This is a genomic window from Saccharothrix luteola (genome assembly GCF_020859565.1).
In the GTDB taxonomy this organism is placed as follows: Bacteria; Actinomycetota; Actinomycetes; order Mycobacteriales; family Pseudonocardiaceae; genus Actinosynnema; species Actinosynnema luteola.
In genome coordinates this window covers 192,635-212,108 of the sequence record NZ_JAJHUO010000005.1, presented here as the reverse complement: position 1 = coordinate 212,108, position 19,474 = coordinate 192,635, and the positions used below count along the sequence as shown (strand labels likewise).

21 protein-coding genes are annotated in these 19,474 nt (G+C 70.4%); 2 read left to right on the top strand and 19 right to left on the bottom strand.

Features of this window, described 5'->3' with window-relative positions; genetic code table 11:
• Positions 1–67: 67 nt before the first annotated feature.
• The 14 genes from LNK82_RS08405 to LNK82_RS08345 form a co-directional block, all read right to left on the bottom strand.
• On the bottom strand, positions 68–169 hold the full coding sequence (locus LNK82_RS08405; RefSeq protein WP_015105422.1) for a 30S ribosomal protein bS22: 102 nt from the start codon (positions 167–169) through the stop codon (positions 68–70).
• Positions 170–291: 122 nt separating this feature from the next.
• On the bottom strand, positions 292–495 hold the full coding sequence (locus tag LNK82_RS08400) for a helix-turn-helix domain-containing protein (RefSeq protein ID WP_123745150.1): 204 nt from the start codon (positions 493–495) through the stop codon (positions 292–294).
• 120 nt (positions 496–615) lie between these two features.
• Positions 616–1,428, bottom strand: a complete 813-nt coding sequence (gene proC, locus LNK82_RS08395; RefSeq protein ID WP_230566372.1) for a pyrroline-5-carboxylate reductase — start codon at positions 1,426–1,428, stop codon at positions 616–618.
• A gap of 171 nt (positions 1,429–1,599) precedes the next feature.
• Positions 1,600–2,406, bottom strand: coding sequence for a thioesterase family protein (locus tag LNK82_RS08390; RefSeq protein ID WP_230566371.1), 807 nt, complete (start codon positions 2,404–2,406; stop codon positions 1,600–1,602).
• A gap of 8 nt (positions 2,407–2,414) precedes the next feature.
• Positions 2,415–3,335, bottom strand: a complete 921-nt coding sequence (locus LNK82_RS08385) for a proline dehydrogenase family protein (protein WP_230566370.1) — start codon at positions 3,333–3,335, stop codon at positions 2,415–2,417.
• Positions 3,336–3,505: 170 nt separating this feature from the next.
• Positions 3,506–4,291 carry a sugar phosphate isomerase/epimerase family protein gene (locus tag LNK82_RS08380; protein WP_230566369.1) on the bottom strand — a complete coding sequence of 262 codons (786 nt, stop codon included), beginning with the start codon at positions 4,289–4,291 and terminating at the stop codon, positions 3,506–3,508.
• The gene (locus LNK82_RS08375; protein ID WP_230566368.1) at positions 4,288–5,499 is read right to left on the bottom strand and encodes an Rv0497 family membrane protein; all 1,212 of its coding nucleotides are present in this window, start codon (positions 5,497–5,499) and stop codon (positions 4,288–4,290) included. Before LNK82_RS08375 ends, LNK82_RS08380 begins: the two co-directional genes overlap by 4 nt.
• Complete coding sequence (locus LNK82_RS08370) at positions 5,499–6,509, bottom strand: Ppx/GppA phosphatase family protein (RefSeq protein ID WP_230566367.1); 1,011 nt, start codon at positions 6,507–6,509, stop codon at positions 5,499–5,501. The genes LNK82_RS08375 and LNK82_RS08370 overlap by 1 nt, the downstream gene beginning before the upstream one ends.
• Positions 6,510–6,536: 27 nt before the next feature.
• On the bottom strand, positions 6,537–7,217 hold the full coding sequence (locus tag LNK82_RS08365; protein WP_230566366.1) for a response regulator: 681 nt from the start codon (positions 7,215–7,217) through the stop codon (positions 6,537–6,539).
• Complete coding sequence (locus tag LNK82_RS08360; protein ID WP_230566365.1) at positions 7,214–8,413, bottom strand: sensor histidine kinase; 1,200 nt, start codon at positions 8,411–8,413, stop codon at positions 7,214–7,216. Before LNK82_RS08360 ends, LNK82_RS08365 begins: the two co-directional genes overlap by 4 nt.
• A gap of 361 nt (positions 8,414–8,774) precedes the next feature.
• A complete protein-coding gene (locus tag LNK82_RS08355; protein ID WP_230566364.1) occupies positions 8,775–9,521 on the bottom strand; it encodes a phosphoglyceromutase in 747 nt (248 codons plus the stop codon).
• Positions 9,522–9,628: 107 nt separating this feature from the next.
• A complete protein-coding gene (locus tag LNK82_RS08350) occupies positions 9,629–9,895 on the bottom strand; it encodes a hypothetical protein (RefSeq protein WP_230566363.1) in 267 nt (88 codons plus the stop codon).
• A gap of 448 nt (positions 9,896–10,343) precedes the next feature.
• On the bottom strand, positions 10,344–10,574 hold the full coding sequence (locus tag LNK82_RS48585; RefSeq protein ID WP_443706254.1) for a DUF7669 domain-containing protein: 231 nt from the start codon (positions 10,572–10,574) through the stop codon (positions 10,344–10,346).
• Between the two features lie 365 nt (positions 10,575–10,939).
• Complete coding sequence (locus tag LNK82_RS08345) at positions 10,940–11,440, bottom strand: hypothetical protein (protein ID WP_230566362.1); 501 nt, start codon at positions 11,438–11,440, stop codon at positions 10,940–10,942.
• 123 nt (positions 11,441–11,563) lie between these two features.
• On the opposite strand from LNK82_RS08345, the gene LNK82_RS08340 reads away from it, so the two are divergent.
• Entirely contained in the window at positions 11,564–12,550 is a 987-nt protein-coding gene (locus LNK82_RS08340) for a hypothetical protein (protein ID WP_230566361.1), read from the top strand.
• Between the two features lie 29 nt (positions 12,551–12,579).
• Positions 12,580–12,957, top strand: a complete 378-nt coding sequence (locus tag LNK82_RS08335; protein ID WP_230566360.1) for a site-specific integrase — start codon at positions 12,580–12,582, stop codon at positions 12,955–12,957.
• Between the two features lie 734 nt (positions 12,958–13,691).
• On the opposite strand, the gene LNK82_RS08330 is transcribed toward LNK82_RS08335, so the two are convergent.
• The 5 genes from LNK82_RS08330 to LNK82_RS08310 form a co-directional block, all read right to left on the bottom strand.
• Entirely contained in the window at positions 13,692–15,254 is a 1,563-nt protein-coding gene (locus LNK82_RS08330; RefSeq protein WP_230566359.1) for a 4-coumarate--CoA ligase family protein, read from the bottom strand.
• A 370-nt stretch (positions 15,255–15,624) separates the two neighbouring features.
• Entirely contained in the window at positions 15,625–16,512 is an 888-nt protein-coding gene (locus tag LNK82_RS08325; protein WP_230566358.1) for a DUF4349 domain-containing protein, read from the bottom strand.
• 68 nt (positions 16,513–16,580) lie between these two features.
• Entirely contained in the window at positions 16,581–17,063 is a 483-nt protein-coding gene (locus tag LNK82_RS08320; RefSeq protein WP_230566357.1) for a type III secretion system chaperone family protein, read from the bottom strand.
• Positions 17,060–18,313 carry a D-inositol-3-phosphate glycosyltransferase gene (gene mshA / locus LNK82_RS08315; protein ID WP_230566356.1) on the bottom strand — a complete coding sequence of 418 codons (1,254 nt, stop codon included), beginning with the start codon at positions 18,311–18,313 and terminating at the stop codon, positions 17,060–17,062. The genes LNK82_RS08320 and mshA overlap by 4 nt, the downstream gene beginning before the upstream one ends.
• Positions 18,310–19,107: an alpha/beta fold hydrolase gene (locus LNK82_RS08310; protein WP_230566355.1), complete on the bottom strand. Its 798-nt coding sequence runs from the start codon at positions 19,105–19,107 to the stop codon at positions 18,310–18,312. Before LNK82_RS08310 ends, mshA begins: the two co-directional genes overlap by 4 nt.
• Between the last annotated feature and the right edge of the window lie 367 nt (positions 19,108–19,474).

Genomic DNA, 19,474 nt, shown 5'->3' with positions numbered 1-19,474 from the left:
GAACGAAGACACCGCCAGTCCCGCGGCCGTTGTGGCCGGGGATTGGCGGTGCCAGAACCCGCAGGGGTTACTTGCCGCGCTTCCTGCGCTGGACCCGCGTCTTGCGCAGCAACTTGCGGTGCTTCTTCTTCGACATGCGCTTGCGGCGCTTCTTGATGACCGAGCCCATGCGGGTTCCTTCACTACTAGACGTTGGTGGTCTCCACGCGCCGGTGGAGACACCCGTCAAGTGGGCGCGCCGACACCAGGCACGAACGGCCTATGAGTTTACCCGCCTGCCCGGACGCGCCCTCACCCGGCGTCGAAGTAGGCGTTCCGCAGGTACTCGTTGACCGCCTTCTCAGGCACCCTGAACGACTTACCCACGCGCACCGCCGTCAGCTCACCGGAGTGGACCAGGCGGTACACCGTCATCTTGGACACGCGCATCATCAGCGCGACCTCGGCGACCGTCATGAATCTGACTTGACCGAGTGACTTCTCCTCCGCAGGCATGGATCACCGCGTCCTTCGACACGCGTCGTGCCGTCGGCTTCCCCACCGACGGTTCGACACGCACGTGCTCCCCTGAGGGTAACGGGACGGGTGGGACTGGTGCGACGGCCAATGGCGGTATCAGTCCGCCTCGTGGTCGCGTCCCAGTTCCACCGAACGGTCGCGGGCCGCCTCGATGGCCGCCAGCATGGCCGCGCGCACGCCGTGCCTCTCCAGCTCGCGGATGGCCATGATGGTGGTGCCCGCGGGCGACGTGACGGCCTCGCGCAGGATGACCGGGTGCTGGTCGCCCTCGTTCAGCATGGTGGCCGCGCCGACCGCCGACTGGATGATCAGCCGACCGGCCAGGTCGCGCGGGATGCCGAGCAGGATGCCCGCGTCGATCATGGCCTCGACCAGGTAGAAGAAGTAGGCGGGGCCGGAGCCGGACAGCGCGGTGACGGCGTCCTGCTGGTTCTCCGGGACGCGGGCGACCTTGCCGACCGTCGTCAGCAGCTCCTCGACGAGGTTCAGGTGCTCGTCGGTGGCGTACTTGCCCGCCGAGATGGCGCTCATCGCCTCGCCGACGAGCATCGGGGTGTTGGGCATGACCCGGACCACGGGGGTGCTGTCGGGCAGCCTGCGCTCGTACAGGGACGTCGGCAGGCCCGCGCACAGCGACACGACGAGCGTGCCGGGCTTGAGCACGGGTGCGAGCTCGTCCAGCAGCGGTTCGATGTCCTGCGGCTTGACCGCGACCACGAGGACGTCGGCCCGCTGCGCCGCGCCGGGCACGTCGAGGCCCTCCACCCCGTACCGCTCGGTCAGCGCGGCGGCCCGCTCCGGGTGCTTCTCGGTGAACAGCAGGTCGCCGGCCTTGCGCCCGCCTTGAAGCAGCCCCGACAGCAGCGCTTCACCGATCTTGCCAGCCCCCAACACGGCGATGGTCGTCATGCGCCAAGCCTGCCACGCCACCACAACCCGAATACCCGCAGGTCCCACGCGTGTCCTACGCCCAGAACGCGAGTGTCGTACGCTCAGAACGCGTGAGTCCTACGTTCGCGTCGCGCGAGTCCAACGCTCAGAACGCGCGTGTCCTACGCTCAGGACCCCCGAATTCAACGCTCAGGTCGCCGGCGTCAGCGCCAACTGCCGCGCCTGGCACACCAGCCGCCCGGCCGAGTCGATCACCAACGCGTCCTCGTCGAACCACTGCCCGTGCACCGCGCTGCACGACACCCGCACGCGCAGCCACCCCGGCGCCGGGTTCGCCCGCAGCAACGCCGTCAGCTGCACGGTCGGCGACCACCCGAACCGGCCGAGGTTGAACGTCACCGGCATCGAGATGTCACCGGCGACCAGCGCGAAGTACGGGTCCGGCCGCTCACCCAGCGGACGCACCCACAGCCGCAGCACCAGCGGGTCGCCGACCCGCCCGGTCAGGAACCCGGCGCCCGCCTGGTCCAGCCGCACGTCGCACACCGCGCCGAGCTTGTACACGCCACCGGAGCCCATGGACGCCAGGTCGATCGCGTCCGCGGGCGGCTCGGCGGGCAGGTCGGGCAGGTCGGCGTAGTCCGGCGCGGCCGTCGGCATCCGCCCGACCGTCACCACCGCCTCCACGCAGCTGCGCCCGCGCTGCTCCAGCGTCGACGTCACCACGGTCGCCGTCCGCCCCGCCTTGCGCACCTCGGTCCGCACCAGCACCGGCCCCACCTCGGGCGCGCGCAGGAACTGCGTGCTCACGGTCAGCGGCGCGAGGTCCTCCGCACCCGGCACGGCCGTCCGCGCGCTGTCCACCGCCGCCCGCGCGACCAGGGCCAGCAGGAACCCGCCGTGCGGCTTGGGACCGACGGTCCACTCGGCGGGCAGGGACGCGGTGTACGTGCCGTCGCCGAGGGGGCGGACCGCACTGGCTACCGAGAAGGACACAGGGCTCCTCACGAGCGGGTGACCAGCGAACGCAGGAAGAACGCGACGTTGGCCGGCCGCTCGGCCAGCCGGCGCATCAGGTACCCGTACCACTGGCCCCCGTACGGCACGTAGACGCGCACGACGTGCCCCTCCGCCGCCAGGTGCTGCTGCTCGCCCGGCCGGACGCCGTAGAGCAGCTGGAACTCGAAGTCCTCGACCGCCTTGCCGTACCAGCGGGCGCGTTCGGAGACGATCTCGATCAGGCGCGGGTCGTGGGTGGCGAACATGGGGTAGCCGGAGCCGGCCAGCAGGACGTTGGCGCAGCGCACGTAGTTGAGGTCGACCTCGTGGGGGTCGAGGTAGGCCACCGACGGCGGTTCGGCGTACGCGCCCTTGCACAGCCGGACGCGCGTGCCCGCGAGTTCGCGCACGTCGTCCAGGGTGCGGCGCAGGTACGCCTGGAGCACCGCGCCCACCGACGGCCAGTGGCGGCGCAGTTCGGCGAGCACGCGCAGGGTGGCGTCGGTGGTGGTGTGGTCCTCCATGTCGAGCGTGACCGTGGTGCCCGCCTGCTCGGCCGCCGCGCAGATGCGGGAGGCGTTGTCCAGCGCGAACGTCTCGCTCAGGCCGAGGCCCACGGCGGACAGCTTCACGCTCACCTCGGCGTCCGCGGCGAGGCCGACGTCGTGCAGCTGGTCGAGCAGCTCCAGGTAGGCGCGCACGGTCCGTTCGGCGGTGGCGCGGTCGGCGGTGTCCTCGCCGAGGTGGTCGAGGGTGACGCGCAGGCCGTCGCCGATCAGCCGGCCGACCGCGTCGATCGCGTCGGCGGTGGTCTCGCCCGCCACGAACCGGCGCACCACGTCGCGGCTGACGGGCGCGGTCGCGACGACCCGGCGCACCGTGTCGTTGCCCGCGGCGGCGAGGATCAACGTGCGCAACGGGTTCACGATCAAGACCCTAGCCGCTGACCGGCGCCGGAGCGGATGCGAGTTCGCCGGCCGTCGACCTGAGCGTTGAATTCGGGGGTCCTGAACGTAGGACACGCGCGTTCTGGACGTAGGACACGCGCGACGCGAGCGTAGGACTCACGCGAGGTGGGCGTAGGACTCTCGCGGGGTCAGAGGTGCAGGCGGGCGAACAGCAGGGATTCGGTCAGCAGTTCGGTGCGCTCGGTGGCGGTGCGGGCGCGCCGGGTGTTGACCTCCAGCACGACCTGCCCGGTGAAGCCAGTGCGGGTCAGGTGGGACAGCAGCTCGCCGCACGGCTGCGTGCCGCGGCCGGGCACCAGGTGCTCGTCCTTGGGCAGGCCGGCGCCGTCGGCCAGGTGCACGTGGGTCAGCCCGTCGCCCATGCGCTTGGCCAGCTCCATCGTGTCCACGTGCGCGGCCGAGGCGTGCGACAGGTCCAGCGTGTAGTTCCGGTGGCCGACGTCGGTCGGGTCGATCGACGGCCGGAACGCCGTGACCTGCACCGATCGCCCACGCCCGAGGGGACGCCGCACCGGGAACATGTTCTCCACCGCGATGGCGACGCCGCTGTCGTCCTCCAGCGACGCGACCAGGTCCGCGAAGCCCTCCGCGTACCGCCGCTGCCACACGAACGGCGGGTGCAGCACCACGGTCCGCGCACCCAGGTCACCGGCCGCCTGCACGCTGCGCCGCAGCCGCTCGACCGGATCCGGCGACCACACGCGCTGGCTGATGAGCAGGCACGGCGCGTGCACGGCCAGCACCGGCACCCGGTAGCGCTTCGAGAGCCGCTCGACCGCCTTCACGTCCTGGCTCACGGGGTCGGCCCACACCATGACCTCGACGCCGTCGTACCCCAGCTCGGCCGCCGCCTCGAACGCGGCGCCCGCCGGCTGCGGCCACACGGCCGCGGTGGACAGCCCGACCGGGATCAAGAGTTCACCAGCAGCATCGCCGCCGGCGACACCGTCACGATCAACCCGACGAGCACCGCCAGGACCGTCGTCTGGAGGTCGTCGGCACGGCGGATCTTGCGGACCATCATCACCAGGCCGACGGTCACCGCCAGGGCCACGACCAGCGCGGCGGGCGCGGCCGTGCGCCACAGGAAGTTGAAGCCGAGCCACAGCGCCGCGCCACCGATCACGCCCGCGGCCAGCTGCCCGATCATGAGCAGCCACTCCTTGCCCGCCGAGCGGTCGGCGGGGCGCTCCTCGTCCTCGTCGTCGATGTCGGCCAGCCCGGCCGGCCCGTCGTCGTCGAGGTCGCGGCGCTGGAAGTCGCGGCGCGGGTAGTCGTCGTCCTCGTCTTCCTCGTCGAGGTCGACGTACGGGTGGAAGGCGGTGCTCTCACCCTCGACGGCCTCTTCCGGCTCGTCGTCGCCGAACCAGTCCTCGGGGGTCTGGTCGGGCAGCGGGTCGGGCAGCCGCGGCGGCGCGGGCGGCACGATCAGCACCGACTCGGTCGGCAACGACTCCAGCGGCACGTTGGGCGTGAGCTTGTCGGTGATGCGCGGCATCACCTCGGTCGCCGGTTCACGAACGGGCGGCTTCACCACGGGCGGCGCGCCCGGCGGCACGGGCCGCACCACGTTCGAGCGCGACGGCTCGGGCTTGACCGGCGGTTTCGGCAGGTTGGGCCGGGACGGCTCGCCCTGGTAGTCGGCCACGATCGGCGGCACGACCCGGGTCTGCTCGGCGGGGTCCACCTCGGGCGCGCGTCTGCGCCCGGATTCGGCCTGCTTCGGGGGCTCGAGCCGGGACACGGGTGGTTCCAGCCGCGAGACCGGCGGTTCCAGCCGGGAGGCGGGCGGCTCGGGACGGGACACCGGCTGCACCGGCGGCTGGTAGGCCGTGCGCTCGGCCTCGACGGGTCGCTGCCGCTGCGGCAACGGCGGTGGCGGCGCGGCAGGCGGTGGCGGGGCGGGCGGGGCCGGCGACGCGGCTTCGTCGCGGACGGCGCGCAGCCTGCCGCTGTCGGAGTTGACCCGGTCGATGATGGCCTGCGGAGCGGTGTCCGAGGCCTCTTCGGCACGGCGCCGTCGCCGACGCGGCGTCACCTCGCCGGAGCCCCCGCCGCCGTACTGGGCGAGCAACTCCGCGACGGTGCGCTGGGTCTGCTCCGACTCGCTCTCTCGACTCATCAACTCCACCGTGCCCCGTGGCGGCCAGTCCGTCCAGTGTCACCCGTCGGGCGGGTGTGGTCCGGCGCGGTGTCCAGGTCCGAACCATTAGTGTGGTCCAGCCGACGCAGGATGACACCTTCCCGCAGCGCCCAGGGACAAATCTCCAGCTCGCCGAGTGACAGGGCTCGCATGGTGGCCTCCGCCACCAGCGCACCCGCCACCAGCTGGTGGGCACGGCTCGCGCTCACCCCTTCGAGCTCGGCCAGGTCGGCCGCGGACATCCGGGAGATGAACGCGATGACCTGGCGCAGGCCCGCGTCGGTGAGCACGCGTCGCGCGCGCGGACCGGCCGACGACGGCGCCGCGCCGGTCAGCCGGGCCAGCGTGCGGAACGTCTTCGACGTCGCGACCACCCGGTCCGGGGTACCCACGCGGAGCAGCTTCTTCGCCACCGGCGCCAGCTGCTCGGCCAGCCACTCGCTGGTCTCGCGCACCTCGGCCCTGGTCGGCGGGTCGTTGCGGAACCGGGTCCGGGTCAGCCTCCCCGCGCCCAGCGGCACCGAGAACGCCTCCTCCGGCTCCTCGTCGACGCCGACCGCCAGCTCCAGCGACCCGCCGCCGATGTCCAGGCACAGCAGCCTGCCCGCCGACCAGCCGTACCAGCGGCGCACCGCGAGGAACGTGTACCGCGCCTCGTCCTCGCCGGTCAGCACCTGCAGGTCGACGCCGGTCTCGGCGCGCACGCGGTCCAGCACCTCGGCGGAGTTGCCCGCCTCGCGCACCGCGGACGTGGCGAACGCCAGCAGGTCCTCGCAGCCGAGCCGCTCCGCCGCCGCCTTGGACGCGGCGACGGTGCGCACCAGCTGGTCGGCGCCCGCACGCCCGAGCAACCCGGCGCCGTCCAGCTGCTCCGCGAGGCGCAGCACGGACTTCTCCGAACTCATCGGCGTCGGGTGGGCACCACGATGAGCGTCCACCACCAAGAGGTGGACGGTGTTCGACCCGACATCAAGCACCCCTAGGCGCACGCGGTGCACCGTACCTGGTCGGGATGATCAGGATTCGAACTTGTATCCCAGTCCGCGAACGGTGACCAGGTGCCGCGGCGCCGACGGGTCGGGCTCGATCTTCGACCGCAGCCGCTTGACGTGCACGTCCAGGGTCTTGGTGTCGCCGACGTAGTCCGCGCCCCACACCCGGTCGATCAGCTGGCCGCGGGTCAACACCCGGCCGACGTTGCGCAGCAGGTACTCCAGGAGGTCGAACTCCTTGAGCGGCAGGCTCACCTCGCCGCCGTCCACGGTCACCACGTGCCGCTCGACGTCCATCCGCACCGGGCCCGCCTCCAGGACCTGCGGCAGCAGCTCCTCGGACTCGCCGCCGCGCCGCAGCACGGCCCGGATCCGGGCGATCAGCTCGCGGGCCGAGTACGGCTTGGTGACGTAGTCGTCCGCACCCAGTTCCAGGCCGACGACCTTGTCGATCTCGCTGTCCCGCGCCGTGACCATGATCACCGGCACGGCGGAGCGGGCGCGCAGCTGCTTGCACACGTCCGTGCCGCTCATGCCGGGGAGCATGAGGTCGAGCAGCACGATGTCGGCGCCGTTGCGGTCGAACTCCTCCAGCGCCTCCTGGCCGGTGGCCGCGAGCGCCGCGGTGAAGCCCTCCTTGCGCAGCAGGAAGGCGAGCGGATCGGCGAAGGACTCCTCGTCCTCCACGATGAGCACCCTGGTCACAGCTCTCCTCCGTGGTTGCTGCCCGCGCCGCTCGGCACGGGGCTCGCCAGCTCCTGCGTGGGCAGGTCCTGGGTGGGCTCGTCCTGGTCGGGATGAGCCGGGATGCGCAGCGTGAAGGTGGAGCCGGTGCCCGGCAGGCTCCACAGCCTCACCTCGCCGCCGTGGTTGTTGGCGACGTGCTTGACGATGGCGAGCCCGAGCCCGGTGCCGCCGGTGGCGCGCGACCGGGCCTTGTCGACCCGGTAGAAGCGCTCGAACACGCGGGTCTGCTGGTCCTCGGCGATGCCGATGCCGCGGTCGGTGACGGCGATCTCGACGAAGCCGTCGACGAGCTTGCGGCTGACCGACACCGGGCTGCCCGGCGGCGAGTACGCGACCGCGTTGTCCAGGAGGTTGCTCAGGGCCGTGACCAGCAACGTCCGGTCGCCTTCGACGTCGAGGCCGCTCGGGGCGTCGGTGGCGATCTCGATGCCCGCGGACTCGGCGGCCAGCCTGGAGCGGCCCATCGCCTCGTCGATGACCACGTCCACCTCGACCCGGCTGAGCTCCGGCAGCTTCTCCGCGCCCTGCAACCGCGACAGCGCGATCAGCTCGGTGACCAGGGTGCCCAGCCGGGTGGCCTCCTGCATGATCTTGGCGCTGAACCGGCGGACCTCCTCCTGGTCGTCCGCGGCGTCCAGCACGGCCTCGGCCAGCAGCGCGAGCGCGCCGACCGGGGTCTTGAGCTCGTGGCTGACGTTGGCCACGAAGTCGCGCCTGGTGGCCTCCAGCCGCACCGACTCGGACTCGTCGGAGGCGTCGACCACCACGAAGCCCTCGGTGAGCACCTTGACGGTGGCGTGCACGGCCTGCGGCTGGCGGCCCTTGATGACCTCCAGCGACGACAGGTCCACCGAGATCACGCCACCGTTGCGGCGGGCCATCTCGGCGGCGCGTCTGGCCCGGTCGTCCACGCGGTTGTTGCGCACCACGCCCAGCTCCTCGGCGCGGGCGTTGTGCAGCACGACGTCACCGAAGCCGTTGAGCACGGCGATGCCGTCGGGCGAGGAGTGGACGACCCTGGCCATCAGGTCGGCGACGGTGAGTCCGCGCGGACGCGCCTCGCGGGCCCGTGCCGTGGTCCGTCCGGCGAGGAACGCGACGCCGCCGATCAGCAGAGCGCCGATCGACAGGACGAGGTAACCCGTTGCGGTCACAAGCGCATCGTAAGCAGGTCAGGCGGGGTACGGCCTAGAGCTGACGCCTGGTTCGTGACTCCTGCGACACCGTCCGGGACCGATGTTCTCCCGGCAGACGACCGCCGTTCACCCAATCGTGTCCAATTGAGTCAGGCGTGTTCGAACAGGTGCAGAACCGCGGAAGCCCGGTTCTCCTCCAGGTGACGAGCGGAGGACGTGCCGGGGGCGCTGGAGGCGTCGGACGAGCGGCCGGACGCACGAGACGGCGGCACGCGCGCCGGGGGGTGCGGGGGGGCCCGGGGGCCGGGGCGGGGGGGGGGGGGGGGGCGCGCGCGGGGGGCCGCGGGGCCCCCGGCCCCCCCGTCTCGTGGCGGTTCGGCTAGCGGCCCTGGTTGGCCACGGCCTTGATGGCGTCCGCCGCCGCGTCCGGGTCGAGGTACTCGCCGCCGGGCTTGAGCGGCTTCAGCTCCTCGTCCAGGTCGTAGCGCAGCGGGATGCCGGTGGGGATGTTCAGGCCCGCGATGGCCTCGTCCGAGACGCCGTCGAGGTGCTTGACCAGGGCGCGCAGCGAGTTGCCGTGCGCGGCGACCAGCACGGTCTTGCCCGTGCGCAGGTCCGGCACGATCGAGGACTCCCAGTACGGGATCATCCGCTTGACCACGTCCAGCAGGCACTCGGTGAGCGGCAGGTCGGGGCCGAGGTCGGCGTAGCGGGGGTCGCTGTCCTGGCTGAACTCGGTGCCGGGCTCGATCGGCGGCGGCGGGGTGTCGTAGGAACGGCGCCAGAGCATGAACTGCTCCTCGCCGAACTCCTCCAGCGTCTGCTTCTTGTTCTTGCCCTGGAGCGCGCCGTAGTGGCGCTCGTTGAGCCGCCAGTCCCGGCGGACCGGGATCCAGTGCCGGTCGGCCGCGTCGAGGGCGAGGTTGGCGGTGCCGATGGCCCGCCGCAGCAGCGACGTGTGCACCACCTCCGGCAGCACGCCCGCTTCACGCAGCAGCACGCCGCCGCGCTTCGCCTCGTTCACACCCTTCTCCGAGAGGGGGACGTCCACCCAGCCGGTGAACAGGTTCTCCGCGTTCCAGACGCTCTCGCCGTGGCGGAGCAGCACCAGGGTTCCGACAGCCATGGGCGTCAGCCTGCCAGATGGACCGGGCCGGCTCACGCCGGTGGTAGGTGTGATCTTGATCGGTGCAGCACGGCGGGCCGGGCCTCCCTGGCCCGGCCCGAAGCCGATCAGCCGCCGAGGCCCTGGATGTCCACGAGCCCGCCGGTCATGCCGCCGATACCGCCCGCCCCACCGGCCAGGCCGCCGAGACCACCGCCCAGCGGGCCCAGCACGCCGCCGGTCAGGGCGCCCACGAGGTCGCCACTGGGCACGTTGTCCATCGCGCCCTTCGCGGTCCGCTCCGTCGCGGCGTCGGAGGCGTTGGCGGCCGGGGCGGCCAGCAGGATGACGGCGGTGGCGCCGGCCGCGACGGCCAGCCTTCCGAGGATGCGCATGCGGTGTCTCCGATGTGTGGTTGCGATTTGCACCCGACATGGTTGTGGAGCGTGACGAGCCCGGCTCGCCGAGTAGCCGGCATCAACCCCATCGAGTGATCACCACCGCCTCCGACGCCGAAAACCCCCGGCGGCGTGATCGCCACCGGGGGTCCGCGTCGACCGGCTCAGGCGGAGACCTCGCGGGCGCGCAGGTCCTTGCGCAGGATCTGACGGGAGCGTCGCGTCAGGTCTCTGACCTGCGGTTCGCCAAATGACCCGCCTGGAACACCGCATCCTGTTCCGTGCAGGTTCCGTGGTGCGACCCTGACGTCTTCGTCTCGAGCTACCGTCAGGCCGGTCGATCTTGGTGTTCGCGACGTCAGACCGTTGATGTCTGACCGTCCGCGATTCGCCTCGACTGGGACCGGTGCTGCACTTTGCCCAACAGCAGCCCCGTGAACAGCCCTTATGGTCGGGGGTCGTTGAGGCGATACCGACCGCGCCCGTCTCGCACGAGGTCGGCGTAGCGCGTTGCGTGATGCGCAGGCGCGTTAGCGCACATCCGAGACACCACGTGAGTCCGGATGGTGTTCTCCGCGTATCGGCTGCCTGAGCGGCGAAGCAGTCGAACGACATCGTCCGGCGTGAACGTCCCATCCGCACTTGCTGCTGAGAGTCGGCACGCAGCGTCCAACACCTCGGCCCGGCAGGACCTCTCAGCCACAGCCTGAGGATACGCCGTTCTGCCGAATCGTCCGAGACCAAGATGGAGCCGACACCTGGGCGAAGTGCGATCGTGCGGGCGTTTGCCGCTTGCCCGTCCGGCCCTCCTACCTGCGGTCGCGCTCGCTGCTGGTGAGCACGTTGCAGACTGGCCCGAAGCCTGCCTCCACAGCTTGGGAACCCGATCTTGCAGCCCTGGTCCAGGCCGCGACCTGTAGCTACAGCCGGTTTGAAGTGACCCGTATTGACCGTCGTGAACCCACGCTTACAGCACGTGTAGCAAGGCGGGTTGGTGGCGAACCTCCTGACTGCCTCCAACCCGCCTTTGCTAGCTAGGCGTCACGCAGCGAGCCAGTGCGTCACGTACTTGGCGGCTTCGGCTGCCAGGACGCCGTCGAGATCCGCCCGGTTGGCGTTCGCACGCAGCTTGAAGGGCTTGCCGCGTCGGGTATCAACGATCACCGGTGTTGCGCCAGGCAGGACCTCGGGCATGGCGTGTTCCATGATGCGCAGCACCAAGTCGGCCATGTCCTGCGTGAGAGCCGACTCCTTGACGTAGGTCAGAACGACCACCTCGGAGCCCTTCGGCAAGCGCAAGCCGATCAGGTGTCGGAGCGAGACGGTCAGGTCACCGGAGGTCCAGACCGCATCTTTGGCCCGAACACCCGTGCCCTTAGTCTTCGCACGCCAGGCGGTGAAGCCAGCACTGATCACCTCATAGTGAGGCTGCATCACCGAAGTCGCCTTCAAGATCGAAGCTTCGAGCACGGCCTGCGGGTCGGTCGAGTTGACGGACCTGCGCATCGCACTCTTGATCGACTCATAGGCGTCGAAAGACACGTTCTACAAGTGGCGGCAAATACCCGGTGCCGCCCCGGTCTCCCACAAACTGCCCAACGGCTCGCTGCGCATCTCCGGCCCGGACTACAACACTTGGCTGGCCAGACTGCGGAGTGAGGCCGCGTGAACCTCTCTTACAAGGTCAACATCTGGGAACTGAAGACCCTCAAGCCGGACAAGAACGGCAAGAAGCGACCCAAGCCGTACGGCGTTCGATGGATCACCGCAGGTAAGGAGCACTCTGAGTGGTACCGGACCAAGGCGCTGGCCAACAACCGGCGCAATGAGCTGGTCCAGGCCGCTCGTGAAGGACAGGCATTCGACGTCGGAACCGGTCTTCCGGAGTCGGAGATCAAGGCGAAGTCGGCGCGGTCGTTGTTGCAGCTCGCGCAGGAGTTCATCGAACACGAGTGGAACGAGGTCGCGCCCAACACGCGGAAGCGGTACGTGGATGCCTGCGCGATCCCCGTCGCCGCGTTCGTCACCTCACAACGTGGGGCACCAACCTCCACGGTGCTGAGGCGCACGCTGACTACCTGTCTGCTGCTTCCGCCTGAACTCAGGCCGCACCAACTCAGTGACGAGCAGCAAGCAGCAGCGCGATGGATCGAGACCTTCTCCCGTCCGGCTCGTGAGCTGGCGGATGGCGTCGAGTTGGACAAGATCCTGCGGACATTGGCGCGCAAACTCGACGGGAAGGCCACCACTGCGTGGACCGCGAAATCCCGACGAGCCGTCGTGAGCTTGCTGCTCGGTTACGCGGTCAAGATCGGTGAGCTGGCCGCGAACCCGTTGTCGGGGCTGCGGGTGACCGGCCAGGACACGATCGGTGAAGTCGACCCTCGATCAGTCGTGAACCCGAAGCAAGCGCGGCAACTCTTGGCCGCCGTGACCTACGCCGGGAGGCGGCCGGGGAGTTACGACTACCTGCTCGGTTTCTTCGCGACCATGTACTACGCGGGGCTGCGGCCCGGTGAGGTCAACAGGCTCCGCGAGACGGACTGCAAGCTGCCTGAATCCGGCTCGGTGAACTGCTCCTGGAGAAGTCGGCAACCCGGGCCGTCGCGCGCTACACGGACTCGGGCGCAGGTTGGGAAGAGCGCAACCTGAAGCGGCGACCAGACGGCGCAACCCGGCCGGTGCCCATCCCACCCGCGCTGGTCGCCACCCTGCGGTGGCACCTCGACCGGTTCGGCACCACGCCGGACGGCCGTCTCTTTCGGGGCCAGAAGACCGCTGAGCCGATCAACTCGTCGGTCTACACAGCAGCGTGGCGGAGAGTGCGTCTGGTCGGCCTGTCGCCCTCTCAGGCCGCTTCGCCGTTGGCAGATGAGCCGTACGCCCTGCGGCACGCGGCCGTCTCGACCTGGCTGGCGGCAGGGGTGCCACCCGTCGAGGTGGCGGAACGGGCGGGCCACTCGGTGGCCGTTCTGCTCAAGGTCTACGCCAAGGTGCTCGACGGCCAACACGAGAAGTCGAACCAGCGGATCGATGACCTGCTCGGCGAGGATAGCTAGGTGAAGCCGAGCCGCAGGTCTGTACATGGTTATAGCTGCTGCCTCGCATACACAGGTAGTCTCCTGCCATCCATCACGGATGACGCGTAGAGGAGGCCCGGTTGTTCGACCATCGACGGTCAACACCGGAGAGCTTCCTCCATGCACAGCATGGCTCTGCCTCAGGTGCGAGCACTGTCATCCAAGCCGGGCGCGACGCACACTGCACTCACATCCATATCCATCTGCACGTTCAAAAAAAAGCCCAGCAGAACCGGATTGGTCTAAAAAGTGTGTCAGTCTAGTCATACCGGACAACACCGGTAAGCACCTATACGGACTAATGAGCACTGCCGCAAAGTCGAGCAAACAGGGATTGGTCTAGCACGCCGCACGGCCGGGCTAGGGCTCGACTGCACACCAGCAGTTGCCCTCAGACCCCAGAGAGCGAGTCCTCCAACATCCGACCCCTCTCCGCCCTGTTGGCCGCACGCAGGAGCGCGATCGAGTACGGCGACGGAAAGAGCGGGACACCGGGCCTACACTTAGGCACGTTTACCCAGGTGGAGCCAATGACGAGACCCCCGGCAGTAATCACCGCCGGGGGTCTTCGTTGTTCCGTACATGTTCCGTGAGCAGCGGCAGCGAGCCGCAGCTACCGACAGAACATGACAGATACTCAATTTCGCTGGTGACCCTGTTGGCCCAGGTCAGCCATGGTTCGAGCGGCTCACCTGCGCTAACCGATCACTGGATCAGCGGGCCTCGCGGGCGCGCAGGTCCTTGCGCAGGATCTTGCCCGAGGCCGACTTCGGGATCGCTTCGATGAACTCCACGACCCTCACCTTCTTGTGCGGGGCCACCTGGGACGCCACGAACTCCATCACGCCGGACTCGTCCAGCGCCGTGCCCGGCTGGCGGACGACGAACGCCTTCGGCACCTCCTCGCCCTCCGCGTCACGCACGCCGACCACGGCCGCGTCGGCGATCTCCGGGTGCGTCAGCAGCACGGCCTCGAGCTCCGCGGGCGGCACCTGGTAGCCCTTGTACTTGATCAGCTCCTTGACCCGGTCGACGATGCTGACCAGGCCGTTCTCGTCGATGACCCCGACGTCGCCGGTGTGCAGCCAGCCGTCCTCGTCGAGCGTGGCGGCGGTGGCATCGGGGTTGTTCAGGTAGCCCTGCATGACGTTCGGGCCGCGGCACCACAGCTCGCCGCGCTCGCCCACGCCCACGTCCTCGCCGGTGGCCGGGTCGACGAAGCGGCACTCCATGTTCGGCGCGATGACGCCCACCGTGCCGACGGGGATGTCGTCGCGGCCGTCCGGGATCGCGTGGCTGACCGGGCTCATCTCGGTCATCCCGTACCCCTGCGAGACGCGGCAGCCCAGGCGCTCGGCGACGGCCGCCGCGAGGTCGACGTCCAGCGGCGCGGCGCCGGAGAAGATCGTGTCGATGCCGGAGAGGTCGTACTGGTCGACCAGCGGGTGCTTGGCCAGCGCCACGGCGACCGGCGGGGCGATGTAGACGCGGTCGGTCCGGTGGTCCTGGATCACCCGCAGGAACTCGGCCAGGTCGAACTTCGGCAGCGTCACCACCGTCGCGCCGACGTGCAGGCCGTTGTTCATCAGCACCTGCATGCCGTAGATGTGGAAGAACGGCAGCACGGCGAGGATCTTCGTGTCCCCGCCGACCCGGAGCAGCGGCCCGCACTGCATGATGTTCGCGACCAGGTTGCGGTGCGTCAGCATCACGCCCTTGGCCCGGCCGGTCGTCCCCGACGAGTACGGCAGCACGGCGACGTCCCGCGCCGGGTCGATCGACACCTCCGGCGCCGGCTCGTCGTTCGCGAGCAACGACGACAGGCTGGGGTAGCCCTCGGCGGCGTCCAGCACGACCACGTCGGAGATGCCCGCCTTCTCGGCGCCCGGCGCGGCGTTCGGCAGCAGCACGGACACCGTGAACAGCATCTTCGCGCCGGCGTCGGTCAACTGGTGCGCGACCTCGTCGGCCGTGTAGAGGGCGTTGACGGTGGTCGCGGTGGCGCCCGCGCGGAGGATGCCGTGGAACACGACGGCGTAGTAAGGGGTGTTCGGGCTGAGGATGCCCACGACGTCGCCCTTGCCGATCCCCCTGGCGGCCAGCGCGGCGGCCAGGCGGTCGACGGCCCCGGCCAGTTGGCGGTACGTCAACGACGCGCCCGAGGTGCCGTCGACCAGGGCCACCCGGTCGGCGCGCTCGCCGAGGTCGGCGAACAGCAACTCGTGCAGCGTGACGTCCGGGACCGCGACATCGGGGAACGGACTGCGGAAGACCATGCGGCTGCCTCACTCATCCTGGGGGCCGGGATCCCGTCATCGTGAGTCAAGCCACATCGCCGGTCAAGGCGGTCGCCCCTCCCGCTACAGCGTTACTTAACTCGGCTAAGAACAACACGAATGGAGTAGCGCCGCCCCTTGTGGTGATCACCGGCCATCTGCCAAGTTGGCAGGGCCCTCGCGGGTCGGCTCCCACGCACTCCGATCGACCCGCGCGGCAGAACCGCGGTTCGCCATCCCCCCGTCGAGCCGCGGCCCGCTTGGAAGCCCGGGCTCCCCCCGCCCGGATCCACCTTCAGCGGGGACCTACGCGGGGCGGCTTGAGCTCGCGACTCCCCCTCTCTCCCAAGCCGCCCCGCGCTCCCGCCCGCTACGGCGTGCTCGACGACGCGGCGGGCTCCACGGGCACGGCCCTCCGGCGACGCCGCCACCACAGGTAGCCGAACGCCGGCACCCCCAGCACCACCGCGAACGGCAGCACGCCGCCCAGCACCACCAGCAGCCAGCCGAACGCCGTCACCAGTGCCTTCCAGCCACCGGCGAACGCCTCCAGGAAGTCGTTCTCGTCCTGCACGACCACCGGCTCGCCCGTCGCCGAGATGACGACGGTCAGCGTCGCCATGGCGACCTGGCCCTTCAGCGTCTCGTACCGGCGTTGCAGCGACTCCAGCTCGGACTGCCGCTTGGTCAGCTCGGCCTCGATGTCGGTGATCTCGGACGTGGTCGTGGCCCGCTCCAGCAGGCCGCGCACCCGCTCCACGCTGGCCCTCTGGTTGGCGAGCCTGGCCTCGATGTCCACCACCTGCTCGGTCACGTCCTCGGTCTGCAGCTCACGCCTGCTGACCTCGACGCCCTCCAGCTTCGCGATCGACTCCATCACGGGGTCCAGCCGGTCGCCGGGCACCTTCAACGTCACCGAGGCGCGGTTGGCCTGCGACTTCTCCTGCGCCGAGTACCCGCCCTCCGCGATCACCAGGTCCTTGACCTCGCTCAACACCGCGTTCGAGTCCGGCGCGCGCAACTCGACCGTCGCCGTGCGCACGAGCTGCCGGTTCTGCTGCGCCGACGTGCCCGCCTGCTGCGCCTCACCCGTGCCGGCCGACTCCTGCTTCGGCGTGCCGCCGCCCCGCTGCGCGTTCTCCTGCGCCGGCGCCGGCGCGGCCTGATCCGCCGACGACGTCCCCGAGCTGTTCGCGGCGCACCCCGCCAGCGCCAGCACCGCGAACGCGGCCACCGCCAGCCCCACCCGTCTGCCCATGTGACCCTCCCTGGTTTCCGGTCACCGGTGGGACGGGGCCCGCGCTCATCCCCGTTGCTCCCGCGCGATCACGATTCGGACACCAGGTGGCGGAACGCCTCGAGGTTGGCCAGCGACTCGCCGCGCGAGACCCGCCAGTCCCACTCCCGCTGGATGGCGCCGGCGAACCCGATCTCCAGCAACGTGTTGAAGTCGCCGTCGGCGGCCTCCACCACCTGCCCGAGCACGCGGTCCAGCTCGTCGGGCGTCACGGCGTGCGGCGCGATCCGGCCGACCAGGTAGATGTCACCGGTCGTGTCGATCGTGTAGTGCACGCCGTACAGCTTCGCGTTGCGCCGCAACAGGAACCGGTAGACGGCCTCGTGCGCCTCGTCCGGCTTGCGGCAGACGAACGCCTCCACCACCAGCGCGTGCCTGCCGACCACCAGCCAGCAGTTCGTCTGGAGCTTCTTCGTGCCGGGCAGGGTCACGAAGAACCGACCCGGCTCCTTGCGGTCGTAGCGCAGCTCGCGGTCGTCCAGCGTCGACCGGATGACGTCGTCCAGGCTCAAGCGATGACCTCCTCGCGGAACACGTCCCGGGCTTCGGCGTACCCCGCGAGGAGTGAATCAGTCGTGCGGTCCCAGGAGAACCGGCGGGCGTGGCCGACGGCGTTGCTGGCCAGCTCCTCCCGGCACGCGGGGTTCAGCGCGATGGTCGACAACACCCGCGCCCAAGCACCGGGATCGTGACCGTCCACCAACGCCCCGGACACCCAGTCGCGCACCGCTACCGGCAACCCGCCCACCGCCGCCGCCACCACCGGGGTCCCGCACGCCTGCGCCTCCAGCGCCACCAGCCCGAACGACTCGTTGTAGCTGGGCACCGCGACCACGTCGGCCGCCCGGTAGACCCGGGCCAACGCCTCACCACCCTGCGGCGGCAGGAAGCGCACCACGTCCGAGATCCGCAGCTCGGCCGCCAACCGCACCAACTCGTCGGGCGTCTTCATCCCCGACCCCGACGGCCCACCGACCACGAGGACGACCAACCGCGACCGCAACCCGGGATCACGCGCCACCATCTCCGCCGCCGCGCGCAACAACACGTCCGGCGCCTTCAACGGCTGGATGCGCCCCACGAACGCCAGCACCACCGACTCCGGCCGCAACCCCAACGCCGCCCGGGCCCCGTCCCGATCACCCGGCGTGAACCGCTCCAGGTCCACCCCCGGCGGCACGACCAGCACCTTCGACGGGTCCGCGTCGTAGAGCTTGACCAGCTCGGCCGCCTCGACGTCGGTGTTGGCCACCAGCCGGTCCGCCTCGGCGACCACCTGCTCCTCGCCGATCACCCGCATCCGGGGCTCTGGCATGTCGTCCGCCGCCAGCGCCAGGTTCTTCACCTTCGCCAACGTGTGCGCCGTGTGCACCAACGGCACCGCCCACCGCTCCCGCGCCAACCACCCGACCTGCCCCGACAACCAGTAGTGCGAGTGCACGACGTCGTAGTGACCGGGCTCGTGCCGCGCCTCGGCCCGAAGCACACCCGCCGTGAAGGCGCAGAGCTGACCGGGCAGCTCCTCCTTGCCCAGCCCTTCGAACGGCCCCGCGACCACGTGCCGCACCTTCACGCCGGGCGCGAGCTCGGCCACCGGCGGCAGCTCCGAGGACGTGGCCCGGGTGAAGATCTCCACCGCGATGCCCCGCTGCGCCATCCGCGTGGCGGTCTGGACGATGTAGACGTTCATCCCGCCCGCGTCGCCCGTGCCGGGCTGCTCCAACGGCGACGTGTGCACCGACAGCACCGCGACCCGCTTCACCGCGAGACCTCTGCCACGAACCGACCGAGGTCGGCCGCGAAGCGCTCCGGCCGTTCCAGGAACGGCGAGTGTCCAGTTCCGTCGTAGCGGCGCAAGTCGGCTCCGGGGATCAGGGCCGCCGAGTACTCACCGGCGGCCGGGTCGACCACCTCGTCGGCGGTGCCGTGCACGACCAGTGTCGGCTTGTCGACCGCCTTCAGCACGACGGCGCTGTCCACGTCACGCCGGAACAGCTCCCGCCGAACCCGCGGCGGCACCCGCAACGCCGTGCCCACCATCCGCTGCACCACGTCACCGGCCAACCCCGGCGCCTGATCACGGCAGAACCGCGTCAACGCCGGCACCGCCACCGCCGGGTCATCGGAGAACGCGGCAGGCAACACCGCCTTCATCACCGGCCCGGTAACCCCTCCAGGCCTACCCCGCCCCAACTCGGTCACCGCCCCGACCAGCACCAACCCACTGATCCCGGCCGTGCCGTGGAAACGCAGGTAGTCCGCGACCACCACCCCGCCGTACGACCACCCGACCACCACGGCAGGCCGCCCGACGTGATCGAGAACGGCCTTCAGATCAGCCGCCCAGACCGCCGACTCCCGATAACCGCCGTCGGCAACCTCGGACCCCCCGTGACCACGCAGGTCCACCGCGTAACCACGCCACGACGGCTGAGGCGCCCACACCTCCCCCGACTGCGCCCATCCGTGCACCAGCACGACCGCAGGGGCATCGGCCGGGCCCGACTCGCGAACCAACAGCCGGACGCCCTCGGCGTCGAGGAGAGTATTCCGCACGACCTACGACAACGCGGGAGTCATCCCACCACTTCCCACGCAAGCGATTTTGCGCCATCCACCACAGCCCAGCCCCCAGACCACACCGTGCCCCAAGCACCGTGCCCAAAGCACCGACCGTCCCGCGCCAAACCCACAACGCACCCACAACGGCCCCGGAACCACCCACCGAGGCCCGATTTGACATGGGTTCGGGTGCTTTAGGCTGGTCGAAGCCGGCAGGCCCGGCGGGACGCTCTTCCCCGCCGGGCCTGCCGGCTTTGGCCTGCCTGGAGTGCCCGTAAGGGCCCCATGTCAAATCGAGCCGGCCTCACCACCGCCCATCGAGCGGAACCCAGCCACCACACCAACCCGACCCAACCCGCTC